Annotated in this window: 25 protein-coding genes; 20 read left to right on the top strand and 5 right to left on the bottom strand. The window is 68.8% G+C overall.

Translation table 11 applies throughout. The features are described 5' to 3' along the window. The first annotated feature begins 1 nt into the window (after position 1). The 3 genes from BLS34_RS20540 to BLS34_RS20530 are packed head-to-tail and all read left to right on the top strand — an operon-like array spanning position 2 to position 2,102. Positions 2 to 412: a hypothetical protein gene (locus BLS34_RS20540; protein ID WP_093153425.1), complete on the top strand. Its 411-nt coding sequence runs from the start codon at positions 2 to 4 to the stop codon at positions 410 to 412. Positions 413 to 420: 8 nt separating this feature from the next. Further along, a complete protein-coding gene (locus BLS34_RS20535; RefSeq protein ID WP_211228894.1) occupies positions 421 to 1,023 on the top strand; it encodes a cytochrome c oxidase assembly protein in 603 nt (200 codons plus the stop codon). Further along, a complete protein-coding gene (locus tag BLS34_RS20530; protein ID WP_093153422.1) occupies positions 1,020 to 2,102 on the top strand; it encodes a c-type cytochrome in 1,083 nt (360 codons plus the stop codon). The genes BLS34_RS20535 and BLS34_RS20530 overlap by 4 nt, the downstream gene beginning before the upstream one ends. Before the next feature lie 25 nt (positions 2,103 to 2,127). Here the strand turns inward: BLS34_RS20530 and ligD are convergent, their stop codons facing one another. Both ligD and BLS34_RS20520 read right to left on the bottom strand, forming a co-directional pair. Next, positions 2,128 to 4,611: a DNA ligase D gene (gene ligD / locus BLS34_RS20525; protein WP_093153419.1), complete on the bottom strand. Its 2,484-nt coding sequence runs from the start codon at positions 4,609 to 4,611 to the stop codon at positions 2,128 to 2,130. 17 nt (positions 4,612 to 4,628) lie between these two features. Next, on the bottom strand, positions 4,629 to 4,865 hold the full coding sequence (locus BLS34_RS20520) for a hypothetical protein (protein WP_028794459.1): 237 nt from the start codon (positions 4,863 to 4,865) through the stop codon (positions 4,629 to 4,631). Between the two features lie 137 nt (positions 4,866 to 5,002). On the opposite strand from BLS34_RS20520, the gene BLS34_RS20515 reads away from it, so the two are divergent. The 6 genes from BLS34_RS20515 (at position 5,003) to BLS34_RS20490 (ending at position 8,730) form a co-directional block, all read left to right on the top strand. After that, positions 5,003 to 5,365 (top strand): VOC family protein, encoded by a 363-nt coding sequence (locus tag BLS34_RS20515; protein WP_215906178.1) that lies wholly within the window; start codon positions 5,003 to 5,005, stop codon positions 5,363 to 5,365. 198 nt (positions 5,366 to 5,563) lie between these two features. Then, the gene (locus tag BLS34_RS20510) at positions 5,564 to 5,848 is read left to right on the top strand and encodes a hypothetical protein (RefSeq protein WP_093153413.1); all 285 of its coding nucleotides are present in this window, start codon (positions 5,564 to 5,566) and stop codon (positions 5,846 to 5,848) included. Positions 5,849 to 6,025: 177 nt separating this feature from the next. Continuing rightward, entirely contained in the window at positions 6,026 to 6,850 is an 825-nt protein-coding gene (locus BLS34_RS20505; RefSeq protein WP_093153410.1) for a chromate resistance protein ChrB domain-containing protein, read from the top strand. After that, positions 6,847 to 8,142: a chromate efflux transporter gene (gene chrA, locus BLS34_RS20500; protein WP_028794456.1), complete on the top strand. Its 1,296-nt coding sequence runs from the start codon at positions 6,847 to 6,849 to the stop codon at positions 8,140 to 8,142. The genes BLS34_RS20505 and chrA overlap by 4 nt, the downstream gene beginning before the upstream one ends. A 55-nt stretch (positions 8,143 to 8,197) precedes the next feature. Next, a complete protein-coding gene (locus BLS34_RS20495) occupies positions 8,198 to 8,431 on the top strand; it encodes a type II toxin-antitoxin system ParD family antitoxin (protein WP_093153407.1) in 234 nt (77 codons plus the stop codon). After that, positions 8,431 to 8,730, top strand: coding sequence for a type II toxin-antitoxin system RelE/ParE family toxin (locus BLS34_RS20490; protein ID WP_093153404.1), 300 nt, complete (start codon positions 8,431 to 8,433; stop codon positions 8,728 to 8,730). The genes BLS34_RS20495 and BLS34_RS20490 overlap by 1 nt, the downstream gene beginning before the upstream one ends. 2 nt (positions 8,731 to 8,732) lie before the next feature. Here the strand turns inward: BLS34_RS20490 and map are convergent, their stop codons facing one another. Then, positions 8,733 to 9,509: a type I methionyl aminopeptidase gene (map, locus tag BLS34_RS20485; protein ID WP_093153400.1), complete on the bottom strand. Its 777-nt coding sequence runs from the start codon at positions 9,507 to 9,509 to the stop codon at positions 8,733 to 8,735. Between the two features lies 1 nt (position 9,510). Then, positions 9,511 to 9,723, bottom strand: coding sequence for a ParD-like family protein (locus tag BLS34_RS20480; protein ID WP_093153397.1), 213 nt, complete (start codon positions 9,721 to 9,723; stop codon positions 9,511 to 9,513). Positions 9,724 to 10,289: 566 nt separating this feature from the next. On the opposite strand from BLS34_RS20480, the gene BLS34_RS20475 reads away from it, so the two are divergent. The 10 genes from BLS34_RS20475 to hisE all read left to right on the top strand — a co-directional run bounded on the left by BLS34_RS20475 (position 10,290) and on the right by hisE (position 19,588). Beyond that, positions 10,290 to 11,168 carry an ABC transporter substrate-binding protein gene (locus BLS34_RS20475; RefSeq protein ID WP_093153394.1) on the top strand — a complete coding sequence of 293 codons (879 nt, stop codon included), beginning with the start codon at positions 10,290 to 10,292 and terminating at the stop codon, positions 11,166 to 11,168. Beyond that, entirely contained in the window at positions 11,165 to 12,151 is a 987-nt protein-coding gene (locus tag BLS34_RS20470) for a FecCD family ABC transporter permease (protein ID WP_093153391.1), read from the top strand. The genes BLS34_RS20475 and BLS34_RS20470 overlap by 4 nt, the downstream gene beginning before the upstream one ends. Beyond that, entirely contained in the window at positions 12,148 to 13,140 is a 993-nt protein-coding gene (locus tag BLS34_RS20465) for a FecCD family ABC transporter permease (RefSeq protein ID WP_093153388.1), read from the top strand. Before BLS34_RS20470 ends, BLS34_RS20465 begins: the two co-directional genes overlap by 4 nt. Continuing rightward, positions 13,137 to 13,916, top strand: coding sequence for an ABC transporter ATP-binding protein (locus tag BLS34_RS20460; protein ID WP_215906177.1), 780 nt, complete (start codon positions 13,137 to 13,139; stop codon positions 13,914 to 13,916). The genes BLS34_RS20465 and BLS34_RS20460 overlap by 4 nt, the downstream gene beginning before the upstream one ends. A gap of 153 nt (positions 13,917 to 14,069) precedes the next feature. Next, positions 14,070 to 15,032: a phosphate/phosphite/phosphonate ABC transporter substrate-binding protein gene (gene phnD / locus BLS34_RS20455; RefSeq protein WP_093153385.1), complete on the top strand. Its 963-nt coding sequence runs from the start codon at positions 14,070 to 14,072 to the stop codon at positions 15,030 to 15,032. 51 nt (positions 15,033 to 15,083) lie between these two features. Continuing rightward, positions 15,084 to 15,932 (top strand): phosphonate ABC transporter ATP-binding protein, encoded by an 849-nt coding sequence (phnC, locus tag BLS34_RS20450; RefSeq protein ID WP_028794448.1) that lies wholly within the window; start codon positions 15,084 to 15,086, stop codon positions 15,930 to 15,932. Next, a complete protein-coding gene (gene phnE / locus BLS34_RS20445; protein WP_215906176.1) occupies positions 15,929 to 16,747 on the top strand; it encodes a phosphonate ABC transporter, permease protein PhnE in 819 nt (272 codons plus the stop codon). Before phnC ends, phnE (BLS34_RS20445) begins: the two co-directional genes overlap by 4 nt. Beyond that, on the top strand, positions 16,744 to 17,559 hold the full coding sequence (gene phnE, locus BLS34_RS20440) for a phosphonate ABC transporter, permease protein PhnE (protein WP_245702098.1): 816 nt from the start codon (positions 16,744 to 16,746) through the stop codon (positions 17,557 to 17,559). Before phnE (BLS34_RS20445) ends, phnE (BLS34_RS20440) begins: the two co-directional genes overlap by 4 nt. A gap of 43 nt (positions 17,560 to 17,602) precedes the next feature. Continuing rightward, positions 17,603 to 19,243, top strand: coding sequence for a Na/Pi cotransporter family protein (locus tag BLS34_RS20435; RefSeq protein ID WP_093153382.1), 1,641 nt, complete (start codon positions 17,603 to 17,605; stop codon positions 19,241 to 19,243). A 33-nt stretch (positions 19,244 to 19,276) separates the two neighbouring features. Further along, positions 19,277 to 19,588, top strand: a complete 312-nt coding sequence (hisE, locus tag BLS34_RS20430) for a phosphoribosyl-ATP diphosphatase (protein ID WP_028794444.1) — start codon at positions 19,277 to 19,279, stop codon at positions 19,586 to 19,588. Between the two features lie 51 nt (positions 19,589 to 19,639). On the opposite strand, the gene BLS34_RS20425 is transcribed toward hisE, so the two are convergent. Beyond that, complete coding sequence (locus tag BLS34_RS20425) at positions 19,640 to 20,548, bottom strand: LysR family transcriptional regulator (RefSeq protein WP_093153379.1); 909 nt, start codon at positions 20,546 to 20,548, stop codon at positions 19,640 to 19,642. A gap of 104 nt (positions 20,549 to 20,652) precedes the next feature. Between BLS34_RS20425 and tcuA the strand changes: the two genes are divergently transcribed. Then, positions 20,653 to 22,155, top strand: a complete 1,503-nt coding sequence (gene tcuA, locus BLS34_RS20420; protein WP_093153376.1) for an FAD-dependent tricarballylate dehydrogenase TcuA — start codon at positions 20,653 to 20,655, stop codon at positions 22,153 to 22,155. Positions 22,156 to 22,171: the final 16 nt, after the last annotated feature.

The raw sequence follows: 22,171 nt of genomic DNA, 5'->3' as shown, positions 1-22,171 counted from the left end.
CATGGCGCAGCACCGGGAGGAAAAGACCGAACTCAAGACCTTCTCCGAGGAGCAGAGCAGCCTGTGGCTGATCGCCCTCGGCCCGACGATCTGGGCGCTGCATTTCATCGCCTGCTACGCGGCGACGGCCGTGGTCTGCGCCAAGCTCGACCGCCTGGCCGAGGACGGGTGGCTGCTGCGGGCGATGATCGGGACGGCGACGGCGGTGGCCCTCGCCCTGATCGCCTGGACCGGCTGGCGCTCCTGGCGGCAATGGGACTTCCTCGACGACCGGGACCATGTGCACCATCGGCCGGTGACGGAGCATCGCCACGAATTCCTGGGCCACGCCTCGTTTCTGCTGGCCTGCCTGTCCTTCGTCGGCGTGCTGTACGTGGCCCTGCCGGCGGTGTTCGTGACGGGGTGCGTGTGATGCGGCGGGTGACGGTTTCCTCGCTCTGCCTGGCCGCCGGCCTACTCCTGTGCGTACTCGCCTGGCTGCTCCCGCCGGTCGCCTGGCCGTGGTCCTTCGCCGATCACATGGCCCGGCACATCGCCGTGGTCGCGGTCGCCGCCCCGCTGCTCGCCGTGCCGCTGGCCGAGAGCCGCGTCGCCCGGCGCGTCTCGCCGATGGTGGCGGTGATCGTCGAGTTCGTCGCCGTCTGGGGTTGGCATGTGCCGTCCGCCCATGCGGCGGCCCAGACCTCGCTTTTCTGGTTCGCGATGGAGCAGGCCTCCTATCTCGGCGCGGGGGTGCTGGTCTGGATGTCGGTGCTGCGGCCCAGCCTGTCCCTGGCCGGGCCAGTCGGACTGCTGCTGACCTCGATGCACATGACGCTGCTGGGCGCGCTGCTGATGGTCGGCACCCGTTCGGTCTATCCGTCGGAGATCTGCGGCGGCGCGGCGGATCAGCAGGTCGGCGGCATGATCATGCTCGCCGTCGGCACGCCGATCTATCTCATCGCCGGCCTAGTGCTGGTCGCCCGCGACCTGCTCGCCGACCCGGCCGGGCACCGGCGGCGCCGCGAGGGGGCCCGGTCATGACGCGCTTCCTCCTTCACACCGGCATCCTGATCGCCGTCGCCGCCGTGGCGGCCGGGCTCGTCGTCTTCCTGGGCCTGTTCAACGTCTCGGCCCGGGGCGGACACCTGCCGAGCGTGTCCTGGGTCCTGCACACCACCTTCCGCAATGCGGTGGAGCTGCGCGCGCCGCCGGCCGAGACGGTGCCGGACCTGTCCGATCCCGACCTCGTCGCCCTCGGGGCCCGCCATTACGACGCCGCCTGCCATATGTGCCATGCGGGGCCCGGCGAGGCGCGCACGGCGACGGCGCTGTCCATGGTACCGGCACCGCCGCCGATCAGGGACGCGGTGTCGGACTGGGAGCCCCGGCACCTTTTCTGGATCGTGAAGCATGGCGTGAAGATGAGTGGGATGCCGGCGTGGCCGACGCGGTCCCGCGACGACGATGTCTGGCCGGTGGTCGCCTTCCTGACACGGGTGGCGGGCATGAGCCTGGCCGAGTACGAGGCCCTGGTGGCACCGCCCGACATGCCGGACGAGACGGCCGGGGCGGATGCCGCCTCCTGCGCCTCCTGTCACGGTGCCGACGGGCGGGGACGCGGCAACGCGCAGGTGCCCCGTCTCGACGGGCTGGGGGAGGCCTATATCGCCGCCACCCTCGCCGCCTATCGCTCCGGAGCGCGGCAGAGCGGCATCATGCGGCACGCGGCCTCGACCCTGGACGCCACCGACGATGCACGCCTCGCCGGGTTCTACGCGGCGCGACGGCCCTCCCCTGCGCCAACCTCGGAGCCGGACGGCGACCGGGAGCGGATCGTCCTGGGACGGAGCCTCGCGATGGGCTCGCCGGCGCGCCGCGACGTGCCGGCCTGCAACGCCTGCCACGGTCCCTGGCCGGATCGCCGGTCCGCGCTGTTCCCCAGCCTGTCGGGGCAGCCGAAGCCCTATCTGCTGCGTCAGTTGGAGCTTTGGCGCGACGGGGAGCGGGGCGGCACCGCCCGCGCGCATCTGATGCATCAGGCGGCACGCGATCTCGACGACGGCGAGCTGCGGGCGTTGGCGGCGTTCTACGCCTCCCTGGACCCGGGAACCGACCCCTAAGATGAACCGCCCCGCGGCGGCGGAGTCAGCCCGCCGCCTCCTCCAGGCGCTCGATCAGCGTGCGCGACAGGCCGACCGGTTTGGGCAGCGTCAGATCTTTCCAGCTCCGCTCCAGGGCCGCATCCAGGGGAAAGGCCTGGGCGGATTTGAGCGTGTCCAGCTCGTCCCAGGCAACCGGCACGGCGGCCGGCGCCCCTTCCCGGGCGCGCAGCGAGAACGGGGCGATCGACGTCGCGCCCCGCTGGTTGCGCAGCCAGTCGATGAACACCCGACCTTTGCGTCTGGCCTTCGGCAGTTCCGCCGTGTAGCGCTTGGGATCCTCCTGGGCCATGAGGGAGGCGAAGGTCTGGGCATAGTGCTTCGCCGCCTCCCATTCCGCGATCCGGCGCAGCGGCACCACCAGATGCACGCCCTTGCCGCCGGTCACCATCGGCCAGCACGGCAGCCCGAACCCGTCCAGCCGCTCACGCAGGTCGAACGCCGCCCGCTTCACGTCGGCGAAGGCCAGGCCCTCGTCGGGGTCGAGATCGAAGACCAGCCGGTCGGGCCGGTCCAACCGGTCGCGCCGGGAGCCCCAGACGTGGAACTCCAGCGTGCCCATCTGCACCGCGCCGACCAGCCCGGCGGCGTCGGTGACATACATGTAAAGCTCCTTGTTCCCGTCCTTCTCCTCGATCTCCACCGTCTTGAGAGCGTCGGGAAAACCGGTGCCGGCGTGCTTCTGGAAGAAGCGATCACCGTCGAGTCCGGTCGGCAGACGCACCAGCGACAGTGGCCGATCGGCACACGCTTCCAGCATCCGGTCGGCGATCACCTCGTAATACTCGGCGACCCGCCGCTTGGTGAGGTCCGCCTTGGGATAGACCACCCGCTCGGGGTGGCTGACGGAGAGTCCGGCGATCTCGACGCGCCCGTCCTCGGCCATGGTATCGCCTCCCAGTTCGACATCGGCTGCCGGCTTGTCCGCGCGCAGACCTTCGAACACCGCGTGGCGCACGCGGCCGTCGGCGGTGAACTCGGCATAGGTCACCTCGGCCACCAGCTTCGGCGTGATCCACTGCACGCCGCGGGCCTCGGCTTTCGGCACGGTCAGCGGCGCGGTCTTGCGCGCCAGCGGTTTCATGGTCGACGCGAGCTCTTCGAGGAGATCGGCATCGAACCCGGTGCCGACCTTGCCGACATAGGTGAGCGTATCATCCCGGTGCGCGGCGAGGACCAGGGAGCTGAAGGGGCGGCTCTTCTTGTCGCTTTTCTGCCAGCCAACCACGACGAACTCGTCGCGTCGCGTGCACTTGACCTTGATCCAGTCCCGGGTGCGCCTGCCCTGGTAGGCGGCATCCCGGCGCTTGGCGATCAGCCCCTCGCCGCGCGCCGCGCACACCGCCTCGAAGGCCTCCGACGCGTTCTCGGTGATGATCGGGCTGAGCTGGACGGCGCCGAGCGGCGGCACATCGGTGAAAACCTCCTCCAGGGCCGCGCGCCGCCCGGTCAGCGGCCTGGACCGCAGCGCGGTGCCGTCGCGCTCCAGCAGATCGAACGCATAGAAGGTGAAGGGGCCGCCGGCCTTGATCGCCTTCTGCAGATCGGAGAAGCCGGACATGCCGGCCCCGGCGACGATCTCGCCGTCGATCAGCGCGCTGTCGCAGTTCAGGGAGGCGAAATCGGGCAGCAGGGCCTCGAACTTGTCCGACCAGTCGTGACCGTTGCGGGTGTAGATCTTTGTCCCGCCCTTCCCCAGGGCGACCAGGGCGCGGTAGCCGTCGAATTTCATCTCGTGCCACCACGCCTCGCCATCGACCAGACTGTCGCCCAGGGTGGCGAGCTGGACCTTGCGGAAGCGCGGCAGGGGCTTGGCGCGCTCCACCAAGGGAAGCAGGTCGGCGCCGGCGGCGATCTCGCGGAACGTACGGTTCGTGGAGACGCTGCGCCGGTAGCGTCGGATCGGGTCGCGCTCTCCGGCCGCCTCGTCCTCCTCCTTGATCAGCAGCCAGTTCTCGCGGTCGCTCTTACCGGATCGCTTGTCGCCGCGCCGCTTGCCGTCCATCCGCACCAGGTGCCAGCCGCCCGTCAGCCGCCGACCGTGCAGGGCGAAATGGATGTGCCCCTTCTTCAGGCCCTTCTCCAGCGGCTCGAGCGGCCGCCAGTGGCCGATATCCCAGAGCATCACCGTGCCTGCGCCGTAATTGTCCTCCGGAATCGCGCCCTCGAAGTCCAGGTACGAGACCGGATGATCCTCCGTGCGGACCGCGAGCCGCTTCTGGCTGGTCCGCAGCGACGGTCCCTTGGTCACCGCCCAGCTCAGCAGCGCGCCGTTCCATTCCAGGCGCAGGTCGAAATGGGTGCGGCTGGCGTCGTGCTTCTGCATCGAATAGCGCAGCGCGAGCCCCTCGGGATCCCCGGCCTTCCGGGGCTCCGGCGTGCGGGTGAAGTCGCGCTTCTCGAAATAGCGCGCCAGCCGTTCCGCCGTCTCGGCGTTCCGGGGCGCTGCTTTGGGAGAATCCGACGCCATCGCTCAGCCGTCCGGCGTCAGTCCTTACGAAACAGGTTGGGATAGTAGTCGTTCCGCACGCGCAGCCGCGGCGCCAGCGTCCAGGCGATCGGCCAGGTCAGCGCGAAGGCGACCGCGATCGCCGCCGGCAGGACATACTCCATGTAGGGCTGCAGCTGCGGGATCGAGAGAACGAGGACGGCACCGCTGCCGAAAAGGATCGCGTTGACCGGAAGCGCCAGCAGGCCGGCCATCAGGGTTCTGGTCCTAGGCATTTTCTCCTCCTGTCTTGTCTAGGGAGGAAACGGTCGGCTGCCGGGACGGTTCCGGAACCAGGAACCGGCCGCCGGCGTTGCCCGCGTGTGAGACCGGCACATGGGACCGGCACATGGGATCGGACTGGGAGACATCGATGGCCAAAATCGAGAAGCTGAACGCGATCACCCTGGCGACCCACGACATGGCACGCTCGGTCGCGTTCTACCGCTCGATCGGCTTCGACGTCGCCAAGGGCGGCGAGACCGCCGCCTTCACCACGCTGGCGGCAGGCGAGGACGCGCTGAACCTGATCCTCGCGGCACCGGACGTGCCGTTGCGGTGGTGGGGGCGCGTCATTCTTTTCGTCGACGATGTGGACGCCATGCACCGGGCGGTCGTCGATGCCGGATACAGCCCGGATTTCGCGCCCTCCGACGCGCCCTGGGGCGAACGCTACTTCCATGTCACCGACCCCGACGGCCACGAGATCAGCTTCGCGCGGCCCCTGTCGCGGTAAGCGTCCGGCGGGAGCGATCGGCCGGCGGCATCGGCGACCGAATTCAGGAACCGGGGCCTGTGCGTGACGTTCCATCACCAGTCGAAGGCAATGTCTGCAGGTCAGGCGTTGCCGACGATTGAGGCACGCGGCAAGGCCGCTCGGCCACCCTCACGCAGACGGACGCCGATCTGCCTCAGTCAAATGGAGGATTGAAAGATGGTCGCCCAAGGCGCCGCGGATCTCGCGGCAATGATGCTGAGCCCCTACGAGCATTTCGAAGACCCCATGGCCGTCGCGCAGAGCGAGAACCTGACCAAGGAGGAGAAGCTCAGCGTGCTCAAGTCGATGGAGGCCGATGCCCGCGAACTCGAGGTCGCGGCCGAGGAGAACATGGGCGGCGGGGAGCAGCATTCGCTCGCCGCGGTTCGCAAGGCCATGCGCGCGGTCGACCCCGAGGCGGCCGCCCGAAGCGCGCAGGTTCAGACCAGCAAGGCCACCTGATACCCGCTCTCTAACACCCCGCGCCACGACAAGACAGCGACCCTGCGGACCTCCGCCCCACCAATACGCTTGACGGTCGGATCCGCAGGGCGCACAGAAAGGCGCGGGGCTGGCGAACGCCCCATCAGGCTTCGGCCCAAGTTCGCATCCTTCGTCACCTGACAGAGAGGATGCGCCATGGCCGCTCCCATCGATATCTCCGCCCCACAGCTGTGCCGACTGATCGGCACGCCCGACTGCCCGATTGTTGTCGATGTCCGCATCGACGAGGACGTCCAGGCCGATCCGCGCCTGCTCCCCGGCGCCTTCCGCCAGCCCCATCACCGCATCGAGGACCTGGCACCCCGGCTTCAGGGTCGCCGCGTGGTGGTGATCTGCCACCGGGGCGCCAAGCTCAGCCAGGGGGCGGCCGCCCTGCTGCGCCTGTGGGGTGTCGCCGCGGTCGCGCTCGACGGCGGGCATCTCGGCTGGAGCGATGCCGGCCTGCCCCTTGTGCCGCTGGCCGCCCTGCCGCCGCGCGACGCGGAGGGTCGGACCCTGTGGGTCACCCGCCGCCGGCCGAAGGTGGATCGGATCGCCTGCCCCTGGCTGATCCGCCGCTTCGTCGACCGCCGCGCCCGCTTCCTGTTCGTGGCCCCCGAGGAGGTGCACGCGGTGGCCGAGCGGTTCGGCGCCACGCCTTTCGACGCCATGCCCGTCAGTACAGAGGGCGGGGACTGGAGCCATCGCGGGGAGTTCTGTACCTTCGACGCGATGGTGGAGCGCTTCGGCCTCGACACCCCGCCGCTGCGGCAGCTGGCCACCATCGTGCGCGGCGCGGACACCCGGCGGCCGGATCTGGCAGCGGAGTCGTCCGGGCTGCTCGCCCTCTCCCTGGGCCTGTCCGAACTGTTCACCGAGGACCTTGCCCAACTCGATGCCGCCATGGTGGTGTACGACGCCCTCTATCATTGGGCGCGCGAGACGGCGCAGGCCGGATCGGATAAGAGGGCCGTGGCATGAGCGACATCGTGAACGAGAGCGCGCCGGCGACGCCCGGCTTCGGCGAGGCGCTGCGGGTCTGGCTGCGGATCGGCCTGCTGTCCTTCGGCGGACCGACGGCGCAGATCGCCCTGATGCACCGAGAGATCGTCGAAGAGCGGCGCTGGCTCAATGAGGACCAGTTTCTCAACGCCCTGAACTTCTGCATGCTCCTGCCGGGACCGGAGGCGATGCAGCTTGCGACCTATGCCGGGTGGCGGCTGCACGGGCTGGCCGGCGGGCTGGCGGCGGGGCTGCTCTTCGTCCTGCCGGGCGCCGCCGTCATCCTCGCCCTGGCCGCCCTCTACGCCACGTTCGGCGAGGTGCCGCTGGTCGACGCGCTGTTCCTCGGGGTCAAGGCGGCGGTGGTCGTCATCGTGATCGAGGCGCTGCTGCGGATCGCCCGCCGCACCCTGTCCTCGCCACTGCACTGGTGGGTCGCCGGTCTCGCCTTCGTGGCGATCTTCTTCCTCGCCCTGCCGTTCCCACTGATCATCCTGGGGGCGGCGGTTCTTGGCCTGCTGCGGCCGGCCGGACCTTCGTCGGTCGCGCCAACGCCGGCCGGCGCCCCGGCCCTGGCCGGGACCGCCGGCACCGTGGCGGTATGGCTCGTCCTGTGGTGGACACCGGTGCTGATCGCCGCCGCCCTCGACCCGGGCGGGCTGCTGACGCAGATCGGCGTGTTCTTCTCCAAGCTCGCGGTGGTCACTTTCGGCGGCGCCTATGCGGTTCTCGCCTATATGGCCCAGGACGTGGTGGCGCAAAAGGGCTGGCTGACCACCGGCGAGATGATGGACGGGCTCGGCCTGGCCGAAACCACGCCGGGGCCGCTGATCCTGGTGACCCAGTTCGTCGGCTTTCTCGCCGCCGCGAAGGCCGGCGGACTGGCGGCCGGCGTGGCGGGCGCGGCCATGGCCCTGTGGGTGACCTTCGCGCCCTGCTTCCTGTGGATCTTCGCCGGCGCCCCTTACATCGACTGGCTCGCCGGCCGCCGGCGGCTGCGCCAGGCCCTGTCCATGGTCACCGCCGCGGTGGTGGGGGTGATCCTGAACTTGTCCCTGTGGTTCGCCATGCACGTGTTCTTCGAGCGGGTGGAGCAGGTCGACCGGTGGGGCCTGCGGCTGACCTGGCCGGACCCGGCAAGCCTGAACCTGCCTGCGCTGGCCCTGTTCGCATTGGCCGCGGTGCTGGCCTTCCGGTTCCATTTCGGCATCGGCAAGGTGCTCGTGGTCGCCGCCCTGGGCGGCCTGGCGATCCGGGCGGCCGGGTTCTGATCCAAGTTTGACAATCTTTGCCAATTTTCGCCATACTCGTCGTATGGAGGATCACATGGCGACCATGAACGTTTCGCTGCCTGACCCGATGAAACATTGGGTCGAAGCCCAGGCCCGCTCGGGCCGATACAGCAATGCCAGCGACTATGTGCGCGATCTCATCCGGCGCGACCAGGAACGGGCGGCCGATATCGCCCGGCTTCAGGCTGTGATCACGGAAGGAGTCGAGAGCGGAGTTGCCGAGGACTTCAGCATGGAGGACATCCAGTCGGATCTGGATAGCCGCTGATGGCCCTCTACCGCGTCTCAAGAAAGGCGCAGAGCGATATCCGGGACATCGGCCTACACACCCAGCGGCAATGGGGCGCCGGCCAGCGACGAAAATATCTTGCTGGGATGGAGCACCGGTTCCGACAACTGGCGGAGAACCCGGACATCGCTCCGGAACGGACCGAATTCAACCCGCCCGTCCGTCTCGCCAGATACGAAAAGCACTGGGTCGTGTATCTCGTCGAACCGGATGGCGTGTTTATCGTGCGGGTAGTGCATGAACGGATGCATCTCCCCGACCACCTATCGGACACCTAGCCTCACCCTCGTCCCAGCATGGGCGTCTCGTCGCTTCGCAGGGTGAGGATCTCGACGCCGGTCGCGGTAACCGCGACCGTATGTTCGAACTGGGCGGAGAGTTTTCCGTCGGCGGTCACGACCGTCCAACCGTCGGCCTCGGTGGCGGTCTGGCGGGTGCCCTGATTCACCATCGGCTCGACGGTGAAGACCATTCCCTCGCGCAGCGTCCCTCCGGTGCCCGGCCGGCCGAAATTCAGCACCTGCGGCTCCTCGTGCATCTCCCGGCCGATGCCGTGGCCGCAATAGTCGCGCACCACCGAGCAGCCGTTGCGTTTGGCGTGACGCTCGATGGCGTAGCCGATGTCCCCCAGGCGGGCGCCGGGTCGGACCTGGGCGATGCCCTTCCACATGGCCGCCTGGGCGATCCGCACCAGGCGCCGGGCGGCCGGGCTGGCGTTGCCGATCACATAGGTCTTGCTGGAATCGGCGATGAAGCCGTCCTTCTCCAGGGTGATGTCCAGGTTGACGATGTCGCCGTCGGCGATGATCTCGCCCGGGTCCGGCACGCCGTGGCAGACCACGTGGTTGCGTGAGCAGTTCAGCACGTACTCGTAGCCGTACTGGCCCTTGCTCGCCGGTCGCGCCGCCAGGTCCCCGGTGATGAAGCGGTCGACCAGATCGTTGACCTGCAGGGTCGACAGTCCCGCGAGGTCCAGGCCGTCCAGCATCTCGAAGACCGAGGCCAGAAGCCGGCCGGACGCCCGCATCAGGGCCAGTTCGTCCGGAGTCTTCACCATGTCAGGCGGTCGCCCGGTTCGCCGGGACGGGTCCGGCCTGGGCGGCGTCGAGCTGCATGCGGATGATGTCGGTGAAACAGACCGACGGGTTGGCCTCGGCCAGCATGCCGATCTTCATCCAGAATTCCGCCTGGGCGTTGATCGAGCGGCACATCACTGCGCTGGCGCGGCGAACCTCCTCGTGCAGGTCGTCGCCGATCTTGACGATACCCATCGAACTCTCCTTGGCGATACGAAACGTATACGATTCATATACTCTCTTCGCAATGGCCGGCAAGGGCGCCGTTCCCAGGTGCGTCAGACCGGCCGGGAAGCCAGGCGCGCAGGGCCGCGACCGTGGCGGCATCGGCCAGCATGCGCACGCCGATCTCCGGCCGCCGCCGCGGGAACGCGGCCTGTCTCAGAAGCCTGTCGAGCGTGGTGTCGAGGTTCGCCCGAACCCTTTTCCGCGATCTCTGCAGCTTCGCCTGTCGCCGGACGGCGACCGGGCGCGATTGCGATACTTGCAACCCTCATCTGCGACGACCGGGGCATCTCAAGTGTCGACACCTACCCGAACACTGCCTATTACGCCGACGGACGCACAGTAAAAGCGACACTCAGGTACACTTGGTGACGAATTCTGCCGATCGGCGGGCAGCGAAGACCATCGGATGGCGCGGGACAGTCTCGCGCCGTTCCTTCCTGACCGGCCTGGCGGCCGCCGCGACTGCCTGCGTACAGGCGCGCCCGGCGGCTGCCGCTGACCTACGTTTCGATCATGCCTTCGGGACGACGCTGATGCCGCGACCGGCGCAGCGTGTCGTCTCGCTCGGCTATACCAGCCACGATCCGCTTCTGGCCCTGGGTGTGCGCCCGGTCGCCGTGCGCCACTGGTTCGGCGCCTTCCCCTACGGCGTATGGCCCTGGGCCCAGCGCCAGCTCGGCGACGCGACACCGGACGTGCTGACCGGCGAGGTGTCCATGGAGCGGGTCGCGTCGCTGAACCCCGACCTCATCGTCGCCATCGGCGCCGGGATCTCCAAGGCCGAGTACACGGTGCTCTCCCGCATCGCGCCGGTCCTGGTGCATGAAGCCACCGACAGCGCGTACGGCACGCCGTGGGACCGCATGACCCTGACCCTGGGCCGGGCGACCGGCCGGCTTGCCCAGGCGCAGGAGCTGGTGGCCGGCGTGAGGGCGGCCTTCGCCGACGCCCGCCGCCGCCATCCGGCCTGGGCCGGCAAGACCGGTGTGGCCGCCTATCACTGGAGCGGGGAGACCGGCGCGTTCATCGGCGCCGACACCCGGGCCCGCTTCCTCGTCGAGCTCGGATTCCGGCCGACCGACGCCGTCGCGGCACTGTCGGGCGTCAACGACTTCTACGCGCCGCTGTCGCCGGAGGACCTGTCGCCGCTGGACGGCGACCTGCTGCTCTGGGTGTCCAGCTTCCAGACCAGCCCGGATCTCGTGGCACTACCCATGCGCCAGACCCTGGAGGCCTGCCGGGAGGGCCGGGAGGTCTTCGCCGGCGGCGTGCTGGCCGCCGCCCTGTCCTTCGGCAGCGTGCTGTCCCTTCCCTTCGCGCTGAACGCCCTGGAGGACGACATCGCCGCGGCCATCGACGGCGACCCGGCGACCCCGGTCGCCAGCGCGCGCGAAGCCGGCCTCGCCCCATGAGGCGCTGGTCGCCCCTGCTCGGCCTGCTGCTCCTGGCGATCCTGATCAGCCTGCTGCTGGGGTATAGGCCGATCACCCCGGCGGAACTCTGGCAGGCGCTGGTCGCCCCGGACCCGACCGACCCCGCCCATGTCACCATCCGCGCCATCCGGTTCCCGCGCACGGTCGCCGGGCTGGTCTGCGGCGGCGCGCTCGGCGCGGCGGGAATGGCGATCCAGGCCGTCACCCGCAACCCGCTGGCCGACCCGGGCATCCTCGGGATCAACGCCGGGGCCGCCTTCGGGGTGGTGGTCGGAGCGCTGGTCCTCGGGCAGGTCGATGCGGGCCTTCTGTCGCTCCTCGCCTTTCCGGGCGCGGCCCTGGCGGCCGCCGCGGTCTTCGCCCTGGGCGGCGGGCTACGCGGCAATGCCAGCCCGGTGCGCCTGACCCTGGCCGGCGCCGCGCTCGGCGTGCTGCTGCTCTCGCTGGTCACCGCCTCGGTGCTGATGCGCGGCGAGACCCTCGACGTCGTGCGGTTCTGGATCGTCGGATCCCTGGCCGAGGCGCGGGCCCGCCCGCTGGTGGAAATGACGCTCGCCGCCGGCGCCGGCTTCCTGCTTGTCCTGGCCCTGGCCCCGAAACTGGAGGTCCTGGCGCTGGGCGACGCGCTGTCCCGCGGCCTCGGCACCCGGCCCGGCCGGGTTCAGGCGGGGGCACTGGTCTGCATCGCGCTGCTGACCGGCGCGGCGGTGGCGATCGCCGGACCCATCGCCTTCCTCGGCCTGATGGTACCGCCGATCGCCCGTCGGCTGGTCGGCGGCTCCTTGCGGCCGGGACTGATCGCCGCCGCCCTGCTGGGGGCGTCGATCCTTCTCCTGGCCGACAGCGCCGGGCGCCTGCTGCTGGCCCCGGCGGAGATCCGGGCCGGCGTCATGACCGCGTTGCTCGGCGGGCCGATCTTCGTGCTGATCGCGCGGCGGATCCGGCCGGGAGCGATCGGATGATCCGCGGCACCGTCCTCGTCCTGCTGCTGGCCGGCTCGGCGGCCCTGGCCCTGCTGGTCGGCCAGATCCACCTCAGCCCGGCAAGCCTGTGGGACGGCCTGACCGGCGGCGACGGACCGGCGGCGCTGACGATCTCGGTTCTGCGCGGCCCGCGGGTCGCCGTCGCCCTGCTGTCGGGTGCCGCCCTGGGCCTGGCCGGCGCGGTGTTCCAGCTCCTGCTGCGCAACCCTCTGGCGTCGCCCGACGTGATGGGCTTCACCGGCGGGTCCGGCCTCGCCATTCTGGCGGCGATCGCCATGGGGGTAAGCATACCGCTGCCGCTGGCGGCGGCGGCGGGCGGACTGGCGGCCGGCCTGATCGTCCTGACCCTGTCGCGCCCAGCCGGCAGCCGTGGCGGCATCGACGGCGCCTCGCCGGTGACCATTGTCCTGGTCGGTATCGGGGTCGGCTTCGCCGCCTCGGCCTTCGGGTCGTTCCTGATGACCCGCCTGTCCGGTCCCCAGGCGGCGGAGGCCCAACGCTGGCTGGTCGGTTCGCTCTCCGCCCGCGACTGGTCGCATGTCCGGATCCTCATGGCGGCCGGCGGCGCGCTCGCCCTCTGCCTGGCGCTTCAGGTCCGCGCCCTGCGGCTGCTCGAGCTTGGGGCGGAGCTGGCCTCGGGGCTCGGCCTGAAGGTGGCGCGGGCCCGGCTGCTGCTGGCGGCGACCGCCATCGGCCTGTGCGCGGTGGCCGTGTCGATCGTCGGCCCCGTGGCCTTCGTGGCGCTGATGGCCCCGCCGGTGGGCGCACGCCTGGCGCGGGCGACCGACCCGGGCGCCCGGCTTGCGGCGGCCGCGGGGGCGGGCGCGGTCATCATGGTGCTTGCCGATCTTGTCGCCCGGGCGAGCCTCCCCGGCCTGCAGCTGCCGATCGGCGTCACCACCGGCATTCTCGGCGCGCCGTACCTGCTGTGGCGCCTGTCACGCGAGATGGAAAGGGGCGAGCTGTGAGCCCAATCGGCCTGCGCACGGAATCCCTGTCGGTCGGTTATCAGGACCGCCAGGTGATCCAAGGACTGGACCTCGTCTTCCCGGTGGGCCGGAGCACCGCCATCCTCGGCCCCAACGGCTGCGGAAAGTCGACCCTGCTGCGCGCGCTGGCCCGGCTGCTGAAACCGTCGGCGGGACGGGTGCTGCTGGGCGACGCCGACCTGCATGCCGCCGACACCCGCGACGTCGCCCGGCAGCTCGCCATCCTGCCGCAGTTCCCTCTCGCCCCGGACGCGATCAACGTGGGCGAGCTGGTCCGGCGCGGGCGGACCCCGTGGCGCGGCCTGCTCGCACCCTGGACGCGGGACGACAGCGACGCCTGCACCGATGCGCTCGACGCGGTCGGCATGACCGATATGGCCGACCGCCCGCTGGCCGAGCTGTCCGGCGGCCAGCGCCAGCGCGCCTGGCTCGCTCTCGTGCTGGCTCAGCGGACCCCGCTGCTGCTGCTGGACGAGCCGACCTCCCACCTGGACCTGGCACAGCAGATCGAGATGCTGAAACTGCTGCAGCAACGGGTCGCGGACACCGGCATGACGGTGGTCAGCGTGCTGCACGACCTGAACCTCGCCGCCCGGTTCAGCGATCACCTGGTGCTGCTGAGCCCGCAGGGGCTGATCGCCGAGGGCGCGCCGGAGACGGTAGTGACCGCCGAGAACCTGCACCGGGCGTTCGGCCTGGCGGCCCAGGTCATGGCCGATCCGCTGACCGGGCGGCCGTGGATTCTGCCGCACTAGGCCGAACCCCAGTTCCGCCGGTCCATCGGACACTGACGCATATATTTTGTGCTTGGGTCACGCCCGGGACCACGATAATGCTGATGTCACAAAACTGTAATGTTCGGTCATACCGCAGGTGGGCCGACGATAACGACCTGTAGGGAGAATCACATGATTCGCAGAAATTTGATGCTGTCGGCCCTCGCCGGTCTGGTCGGCGCGGTCTCGCTGAGCTGGGCCGCCCCCAGCTACGCCCTCGACTCCCGGTTCAAGGACGACAATGGTGATCTGGTCGCCGATACGCCGACCGATCCGAGCCAGCAGGTCGATCCCGACACCCTCATCTTCGCCTATACCCCGGTCGAGGATCCGGCGGTCTACGCCAAGGTGTGGGACGGCTTCCTGCGCCACATGGAGAGCATGACCGGCAAGAAGGTCCAGTTCTTCCCCGTGCAGTCCAACGCCGCCCAAATCGAGGCGATGCGCGCCGGTCGCCTGCATGTCGCCGGCTTCAACACCGGCTCCAACCCGCTGGCGGTGAACTGCGCAGGTTTCGTGTCCTTCACCATCATGGCCTCGAAGGACGGCGATTTCGGCTACAACATGGAAATCATCACCTATCCGGGCAGCGGCATCGAGAAGGTCGAGGACATCAAGGGCCGGAAGATGGCCTTCACCTCGCAGACCTCGAATTCCGGCTTCAAGGCGCCGTCGGCGATCCTGAAGGCCGATTACGGCATGGTCCCGGAGACGGATTTCGAGCCGGTGTTCTCCGGCAAGCACGACAACTCGATCCTGGGCGTGGCCAACAAGGACTATCCGGCCGCCGCGATCGCCAACTCGGTGCTGCACCGCATGGTGGCCCGCGACGTGATCAAGGCCGATCAGGTCGTCTCGATCTACAAGTCGCAGAAGTTCCCGACCACCGGGTTCGGCTACGTCTACAACCTGAAGCCGGAGCTGCAGGAGAAGATCAAGGAAGCCTTCTTCACCTTCGACTGGGAAGGCTCGGCCCTTAAGGAGGAGTTCGCCCGGTCCGGTGAGGAGCAGTTCATCCCGATCACCTACAAGTCCCATTGGGAGGTGATCCGCAAGATCGACACCGCCAACGGCGTCTCCTACGACTGCAAATGACCCCACGGTCACGCAACACCCTTTGACCGGCACATTTTAGGGAGCGGCCGAATGCTGCGCTTGAAGGACCTCTCGAAGGTCTATGCAACCGGAGATCGGGCGCTCACCGATGTGAGCCTTACGGTCGAGCCCGGTCAGGTCGTTGGCCTGATCGGGCCGTCCGGGGCGGGGAAATCCACCCTGATCCGCTGTATCAACCGTCTGGTCGAGCCGACCTCAGGCCAGGTCTATCTCGGCGACATGGACATCACCGGCCTGAGCCGCGGCGGTCTGCGCCGCGCCCGCCGCCGGATCGGCATGATCTTCCAGGAATACGCCCTGGTGGAACGCCTCACCGTGATGGAGAACGTGCTGTCCGGCCGGCTCGGCTATGTCGGCTTCTGGCGCAGCTTCTTCCGCAAGTTTCCGCCGGCATCGATCGAGAACGCCTACCGCCTGCTCGACCGGGTCGGACTGTCGGACCATGTGAACAAGCGCGCCGACGCCCTGTCCGGCGGCCAGCGCCAGCGGGTCGGCATCGCCCGCGCCCTGGAGCAGGACCCCGACCTGCTGCTGATCGACGAGCCGACGGCGTCGCTCGACCCGAAGACCTCGCGGCAGATCATGCGGCTGATCGTGGAGATCTGCGACGAGCGCGGCCTGCCCGCCATCATCAACATTCACGACGTCGCCCTCGCCCAGCAGTTCGTGCGCCGGGTCATCGGCCTGCAGTCCGGCCGCGTGGTCTTCGACGGCAGCCCGGACGAACTCACCGCGGACGTCCTCACCCAGATCTACGGCGAGGAGGACTGGTCCGCCACGATCCGCAAGGCCGACGAAGACGGCGAGGACATCGACGAGGACGCCGACCATCCCGGCACGGTCCCGGTCGACCGCGAACGCCTGGCGGGCCTCACATGACCGACGCGGGCATGACCGGCGCGACCGATTACCGGGGCTGGACGCGGCCGCCCTTCATCAAGCGGCCCTGGCTGCGCTGGGCGCTGTACGGCGGCGGCCTGCTCTATCTGGTGCTGGCCGTCGCCTCGGTCGAGGTGAACTGGGTCCGGGTCTGGGAAGGCCTGGAGCGCGGCCAGCGCTTCATCGAGGGCTTCCTGGTCCCCGACTTCACCAGCCGCTGGGAGGACATCCTCCAGGGCATGGAGGAGAGCCTGACCATGTCGGTGACCGCGACCGTGGTCGGCGTGCTGATCTCCATTCCCATCGGCATCGGCGCCGCCCGCAACATAGCACCCCTGCCGATCTACGCCGTGTGCCGGGCCATCGTCGCCCTGTCGCGCAGCTTCCAGGAGATCATCGTCGCCATCCTGTTCGTCGCCATGTTCGGCTTCGGCCCGTTCGCCGGCTTCCTGACCCTGTCCTTCGCCACCATCGGCTTCCTGGCCAAGCTGCTGGCCGAGGACATCGAGGATATCGACGAGGCCCAGGCCGAGGCGGTGCGGGCGACCGGGGCCGGCTGGTGGCAGATCGTCAACTACGCGATCCAGCCGCAGGTCATGCCGCGCCTGATCGGTCTCAGCCTCTACCGGCTGGACATCAATTTCCGCGAGTCGGCGGTGATCGGCATCGTCGGCGCCGGCGGCATCGGCGCCACCCTGAACACGGCGATGGACCGCTACGAATACGATTCCGCCGCCGCGATCCTGATCCTGATCATCCTGATCGTCATGGCCGCCGAATACCTGTCGGGCTACGTGCGGAAGTGGGTGCAATGATGACGATGACCGACCTCGCCCACCGGACCTGGCGCCGGCGCTCCACCCGCAAGGAACTGGCGCTCTGGCTCGGCTGGCTCCTGCTCGTCGCCCTGTTCGTGTTCTGCTGGCAGGTGATGACCGAGAGCACGATCTGGGCTTTCGTCACCGACGCGCCCCGTCAGGCCGCCGATATCGGCTCGCGCATGTTCCCGCCGCGCTGGGAGTATATCCCGGCCCTGCTGGAGCCGCTCTGGGACACCCTGAACATCGCCACGCTCGGCACGCTGCTGGCGCTGTTCATGGCGGTGCCGGTGGCCTTCATGGCGGCCCGCAACACCACCCCCAGCACCCGCTTCGTGCGGCCGGTCGCGCTGCTGATCATCGTCGCCAGCCGCTCGATCAACTCGCTGATCTGGGCGCTGCTGCTGGTCGCGGTGATCGGCCCCGGCGTGATGGCCGGCATCGTCGCCATCGCCCTGCGCTCGATCGGCTTCGTCGCCAAGCTGCTCTACGAGGCGATCGAGGAGATCGACGAAGCACAGGTCGAGGCGGTGGCCGCCACCGGCGCCAGCAAGGCGCAGGTCATGGATTACGCGGTGGTGCCGCAGATCCTGCCGGCCTTCGCCGGGATCACGGTGTTCCGCTGGGACATCAACATCCGCGAGTCGACGGTTCTCGGGCTGGTCGGAGCCGGCGGACTGGGCCTGCGGCTGCAGGAATCCCTGAACGTGCTAGCCTGGCCCCAGGTGACGGTGATCTTCATCCTGATCCTGATCACCGTGCTGGTCAGTGAGTGGGTCTCCGCCAAGGTCCGCCATGCCATCATCTGACGAAGGGTCGCGGCCGTACCGGTCGCGACTGCGGGAAACCTGAATGCATCTGCTCATCGAAATCGCCGGCGGCGTCGCCCTGCTGCTGTGGGGCGTGCGCATGGTGCGCACCGGAATCACCCGGGCCTTCGGCTCGGCGATCCGGCGCGGCATCGCGGCGGCGACGCGGAACCGGCTGACCTCGTTCCTCACCGGGTTCACGGTCACCGGCTTCCTGCAGAGCAGTACCGCCACCGCCCTGATCGTCGGCTCCTTCGGGGGCCGCAAGATGATCGCCGTGCCGGCCGGACTGGCGATCATGCTGGGTGCGGATGTCGGCAGTACGGTCGTGGTGCAGGTGCTGGCCTTCGACGTCTCCTGGATCTCGCCGCTCTTTCTGTTCGTCGGCGTGACCGCCTTCCTGACCTCCGACGACTCCCGCCGACGGGCCATGGCCCGGGTGCTGATCGGCCTCGGGCTGATGCTGCTGGCGATCAAGATGGTGATGCTGGCCTCGGTCCCGCTGCGCGAGGGGCCGACCCTATCGGTCCTGCTGGCGCCGATGGTCGACGAGCCGATCCTGGCGATCCTGCTCGGCGCAGGGCTGGCCTGGCTGGCCCATTCCAGCCTGACCGTGATCGTGCTGGTGATGACGCTCGTCTCCCTGCACGTGGTCGAGGTTCAGCTCGCCATGGCGCTGGTGCTGGGGGCGAATATCGGCAGCTCGATCACCCCGGTGGCGATGAACTGGCGGGCGGATCCCTCGGCGCGGCGCATTCCGGTGGGCAACCTGATGATGCGGACGGCAGGCGTGGCCCTGGTGTTCTGGATGGTGCCCTGGATCGTGCCGTATCTGCGCGACATCTCCGACGATCCAGCCCGGCTGATCGCGAATTTCCACACCGGCTTCAACCTGGCGGTTGCGCTCCTGTTCCTGCCCTTCGTCGGCCTCGTTGCCGCTCTGGTCACCCGGATGCTGCCGGACAGTCCGGCGGCGGAGGACGAGAAGGCGCCGAGACATCTGGAGGAGTCCGCGCTCGATTCACCCGGCGTCGCCCTGTCCAGCGCCGCGCGCGAGACCCTGCGGATCGGCGATACGGTGGAATCGATGCTCGAACGCACCATGGAGGTGTTCAAGAGCGGCCGCTCCGACCTGATCAAGGAGATCGAGCGCGACGACGACGTGGTCGACGTGCTGCACGAGGCGGTGAAGCTCTATCTCACCCGGCTGTCGCGCCAGGAACTGGACCCCCAGGAAAGCCGCCGGGTGGTCGAGATCCTGACCTTCAACACCAACCTGGAGCATATCGGCGACATCATCGACAAGAACCTGCTGGAGCTGGCGGCCAAGAAGATCAAGGACGGTGCCCGCTTCTCCGATGCCGGCATGACCGAACTGCAGGCCATGCACGGCGAGGTGGTCGCCAACCTGAAGCTGGCGCTGAGCGTGTTCATGAGCGGCGACGCGCTACTGGCCCGCCGGCTGATGGAGCAGAAGGTCCATATCCGCGAGCTGGAGCAGAAATTCGCCGAGGCCCACTACGCCCGCATGCGCGACGGCACGCCGGAATCCCTGGGCAGCTCGTCGCTGCACCTGGACGTGCTGCGGGACTTGAAGCGAATCAACAGCCACATCACGTCGGTGGCCTATCCGATCCTGGAATCGACCGGCCAGATCGCCGAGAGCCGCCTGATCGATGCCTGACCCCACTCACGTTCAGAGCCCCGCGGAGTGCCCATGACCCATCCGATCGACCAGCTCTTCGAGATGGTCCAGACCTCGCGCGCGGATACCAAGGTCGGCAACCGGACCGCGCAGCTGCTGCGCGACGGCAACCCGAAGATCGCCAAGAAGGTGGTCGAGGAAGCCGCCGAAGTGGCGCTGGACGCCGCCGTGGCCGACCGCGACGGGGTGATCCGCGAGTCCGCCGACCTGCTGTACAATCTCACCGTCCTCTGGGTCTGGATGGGCATCACCCCGGCCGAGATCTGGCACGAGATGCACCAGCGCGAGCGGGATCTCGGCCTCGCCGGGAAATGGCCGAAATAGCCCTCGGCCGAAACAGCCTTCGATTCAGCCGTCGCCGCAGCGGGTGAAGACCTAACCGGTGTCGCCGAAGCGTTCGAATTCGGCCAGGGTGAAGGCTTTCAGGATCTCCGCCGCCGGCGACAGCTCCGCGCCGCGCCGCTGCACCAGGACGATGGTCCGCCGCATGTCCGGCGCCACCAGCGGCCGCTGCAGCAGCGCCCCCTCCTCCTGCCCAGCCATCGCCAGGGTCGGCACGATCCCCACGCCCAGCCCCGCACGCACCAGGCCGAGCAGGGTGGAGAGGTGCTGCACCTCGTAGCGCCACTTCCCCGTCCGAGGCAGGCCGGCGAGGCGTTCGTGCATCAGCCGGTTGGTGCCGCTGCGCGCGCCATAGGTGACCAGCGGCAGCTCCGCCAGATCGGCCCAGGCCACCGCGCCCGACGGCACGCCCGGATAGTCCGGATGGAACACCAGCACATAGCGGTCCTCCAGCAACGGCGTGACCTCCACATCCGGATCCTGATCGGCGGTCTCCATGTCGATGCCGAACTCCGCCTCGCCCCGGCGTATCCGACCGGCGATCTCCAGCTCCGGGTCGTCGAAGATGCGCACGCTGACATTGGGATGCGCCGCGGTGAACCGTTTCAGCGCGCCGGGCAGCACGTAGGTGGCCACCGAGATCAGGCTGGCGATGGTCACCTGGCCGGTGCGCGCCCGGATCAGGGTGTTCAGATCCTCCATCGACTGCTCGAACTGCACCAGCATGCGCTTGGCGACCGGCAGGAAGCTGCCGCCGACCACCGTCGGCGCCACCGTGCGGGTGGTGCGCTCGATCAGCCGCACGCCGACCGCCTCCTCCAGCTTCTTCAGCCGCTGGGTCAGCGCCGACTGGGTCAGGTTCAGATCCTCGGCGGCCGCCCTGAAGCTGCCCAGCTCGATGATCCTGACGAAAACGGCAATTTCCTTGAGCAGGTAATCCATCGATAATTCATGTTTCCTAATCAATATCTGAGAATGTTTCAATTTACTGTCGAAACACCGGCTGTCAATCTCGACGCCAAGATCCAAACGTCCCGGAGGAAAAAATGGCGGAGTATGATGTGGTCGTGGTCGGCGCCGGCAACGCGGCGCTGTCGGCGGCGATGGCGGCCCGCGAGAACGGCGCCAGCGTCCTGATCCTGGAGAAGGCCAGCGAGGAGGAGAAGGGCGGCAACTCCTACTTCACCGCCGGCGGTTTCCGGTTCTGCCACACCGGCATCGACGATGCGGTCACCGACGTCCTGGTCGACCTGTCCGACGCCGAGCGCGAGCAGATCGTCCTGCCGCCGCACGACCGCCAGGCGTTCTACGACAACCTGATGAAGGTCACCCGCCACCAGTCCGACGAGGACATGGCCTGGACCCTGATCGACGGCTCCCGCCCGGCCATGGCCTGGCTGCGCAAGCACCGCATCCGCTTCATCCCGATGTTCGGCCGCCAGTCCTTCTTGGTCGACGGCAAGCACCACTTCTACGGCGGGGTGAACATCGAGTCCGTCGGCGGCGGTGCCGGCCTGATCGAGATGGAACTGGCCGAGGTCGAGCGGATGGGTTGCGAGATCCGCTACGGCACCGGCGCCACCAGGCTGATCCACGACAAACACCGCAAGATCACCGGCGTGGAAGTCTTCGGCCCGAACGGCTACGAGGAGATCACCACCGACGCGGTGATCCTTGCCTGCGGCGGGTTCGAGTCCAATCCGGAGATGCGCGTGCGCTATCTCGGCCCGGGCTGGGACCTGTGCCGGGTGCGCGGTACCCGCCACAACATGGGCGACGGCATCCGCATGGCGCTGGACATGGGCGCGCGGCCCTACGGCAACTGGTCCGGCTGCCACTCGGTCGGCTGGGACATCTCGGCCCCGGCCTATGGCGACCGGGTGATCCTCGACAACTTCCAGAAGCACTCCTATCCCTGGGGCATCATGGTCAACATGAACGGGGAGCGCTTCGTCGACGAGGGCGAGGACGTCCGCAACCACACCTATGTGAAGTTCGGCCGCGCCATCATGAGCCAGCCCTACCGCACGGCGGTGCAGATCTTCGACCAGAAGACCATTCCCCTGCTGCGCGACGAATACCGCATCCGCGAGGTCACCAAGGTGACCGCCGACACCATCGAGGATCTGGCGACGCAGCTCGAGATCGCGCCGGACGCCCTGAAGGCGACGATCGAGGAGTTCAACGCCGCCTGCAAACCGGGCAAGTTCAACCCGTCGGTGCTGGACGGGGTGACGACCGAGGGCCTGGCGATCAACAAGACCAACTGGGCCCTGCCGATCAACGAGGGGCCGTTCGAGGCGTATGTGACCACAACCGGCATCACCTTCACCTTCGGCGGCCTGAAGATCAACGACAAGGGCGAGGTCCAGGACATGCAGGACCAGACCATCCCCGGCCTCTATGCCGCGGGCGAGCTGGTCGGCGGGCTGTTCGTGGAGAACTATCCGGGCGGCAGCGGCCTGATGGCCGGCACCGTCTTCGGCCGCCTCGCCGGCAACAGCGCCGCCGCCTATACCGGCGCCAGTGCGGCGGCGGCCGCCGAGTAACACACCTCTGCTCCCG

It is taken from the genome of Thalassobaculum litoreum DSM 18839 (genome assembly GCF_900102465.1).
Lineage (GTDB): Bacteria > Pseudomonadota > Alphaproteobacteria > Thalassobaculales > Thalassobaculaceae > Thalassobaculum > Thalassobaculum litoreum.
The sequence above is the reverse complement of the archived record's forward strand: the minus strand, read 5'-3'. Positions and strand labels throughout refer to the sequence as shown.

Bases quoted from the DNA above. Each gene is read 5' to 3' on its own strand.
- BLS34_RS20540 (WP_093153425.1), top strand. From the start codon at position 2: ATGGCGCAGCACCGGGAGGAAAAGACCGAACTCAAGACCTTCTCCGAG.
- BLS34_RS20530 (WP_093153422.1), top strand. From the start codon at position 1,020: ATGACGCGCTTCCTCCTTCACACCGGCATCCTGATCGCCGTCGCCGCC.
- ligD (WP_093153419.1), bottom strand. From the start codon at position 4,611: ATGGCGTCGGATTCTCCCAAAGCAGCGCCCCGGAACGCCGAGACGGCG.
- BLS34_RS20520 (WP_028794459.1), bottom strand. From the start codon at position 4,865: ATGCCTAGGACCAGAACCCTGATGGCCGGCCTGCTGGCGCTTCCGGTC.
- BLS34_RS20515 (WP_215906178.1), top strand. From the start codon at position 5,003: ATGGCCAAAATCGAGAAGCTGAACGCGATCACCCTGGCGACCCACGAC.
- BLS34_RS20510 (WP_093153413.1), top strand. From the start codon at position 5,564: ATGGTCGCCCAAGGCGCCGCGGATCTCGCGGCAATGATGCTGAGCCCC.
- BLS34_RS20505 (WP_093153410.1), top strand. From the start codon at position 6,026: ATGGCCGCTCCCATCGATATCTCCGCCCCACAGCTGTGCCGACTGATC.
- chrA (WP_028794456.1), top strand. From the start codon at position 6,847: ATGAGCGACATCGTGAACGAGAGCGCGCCGGCGACGCCCGGCTTCGGC.
- BLS34_RS20495 (WP_093153407.1), top strand. From the start codon at position 8,198: ATGGCGACCATGAACGTTTCGCTGCCTGACCCGATGAAACATTGGGTC.
- BLS34_RS20490 (WP_093153404.1), top strand. From the start codon at position 8,431: ATGGCCCTCTACCGCGTCTCAAGAAAGGCGCAGAGCGATATCCGGGAC.
- map (WP_093153400.1), bottom strand. From the start codon at position 9,509: ATGGTGAAGACTCCGGACGAACTGGCCCTGATGCGGGCGTCCGGCCGG.
- BLS34_RS20480 (WP_093153397.1), bottom strand. From the start codon at position 9,723: ATGGGTATCGTCAAGATCGGCGACGACCTGCACGAGGAGGTTCGCCGC.
- BLS34_RS20475 (WP_093153394.1), top strand. From the start codon at position 10,290: ATGCCGCGACCGGCGCAGCGTGTCGTCTCGCTCGGCTATACCAGCCAC.
- BLS34_RS20470 (WP_093153391.1), top strand. From the start codon at position 11,165: ATGAGGCGCTGGTCGCCCCTGCTCGGCCTGCTGCTCCTGGCGATCCTG.
- BLS34_RS20465 (WP_093153388.1), top strand. From the start codon at position 12,148: ATGATCCGCGGCACCGTCCTCGTCCTGCTGCTGGCCGGCTCGGCGGCC.
- phnD (WP_093153385.1), top strand. From the start codon at position 14,070: ATGATTCGCAGAAATTTGATGCTGTCGGCCCTCGCCGGTCTGGTCGGC.
- phnC (WP_028794448.1), top strand. From the start codon at position 15,084: ATGCTGCGCTTGAAGGACCTCTCGAAGGTCTATGCAACCGGAGATCGG.
- phnE (WP_215906176.1), top strand. From the start codon at position 15,929: ATGACCGACGCGGGCATGACCGGCGCGACCGATTACCGGGGCTGGACG.
- phnE (WP_245702098.1), top strand. From the start codon at position 16,744: ATGATGACGATGACCGACCTCGCCCACCGGACCTGGCGCCGGCGCTCC.
- BLS34_RS20435 (WP_093153382.1), top strand. From the start codon at position 17,603: ATGCATCTGCTCATCGAAATCGCCGGCGGCGTCGCCCTGCTGCTGTGG.
- hisE (WP_028794444.1), top strand. From the start codon at position 19,277: ATGACCCATCCGATCGACCAGCTCTTCGAGATGGTCCAGACCTCGCGC.
- BLS34_RS20425 (WP_093153379.1), bottom strand. From the start codon at position 20,548: ATGGATTACCTGCTCAAGGAAATTGCCGTTTTCGTCAGGATCATCGAG.
- tcuA (WP_093153376.1), top strand. From the start codon at position 20,653: ATGGCGGAGTATGATGTGGTCGTGGTCGGCGCCGGCAACGCGGCGCTG.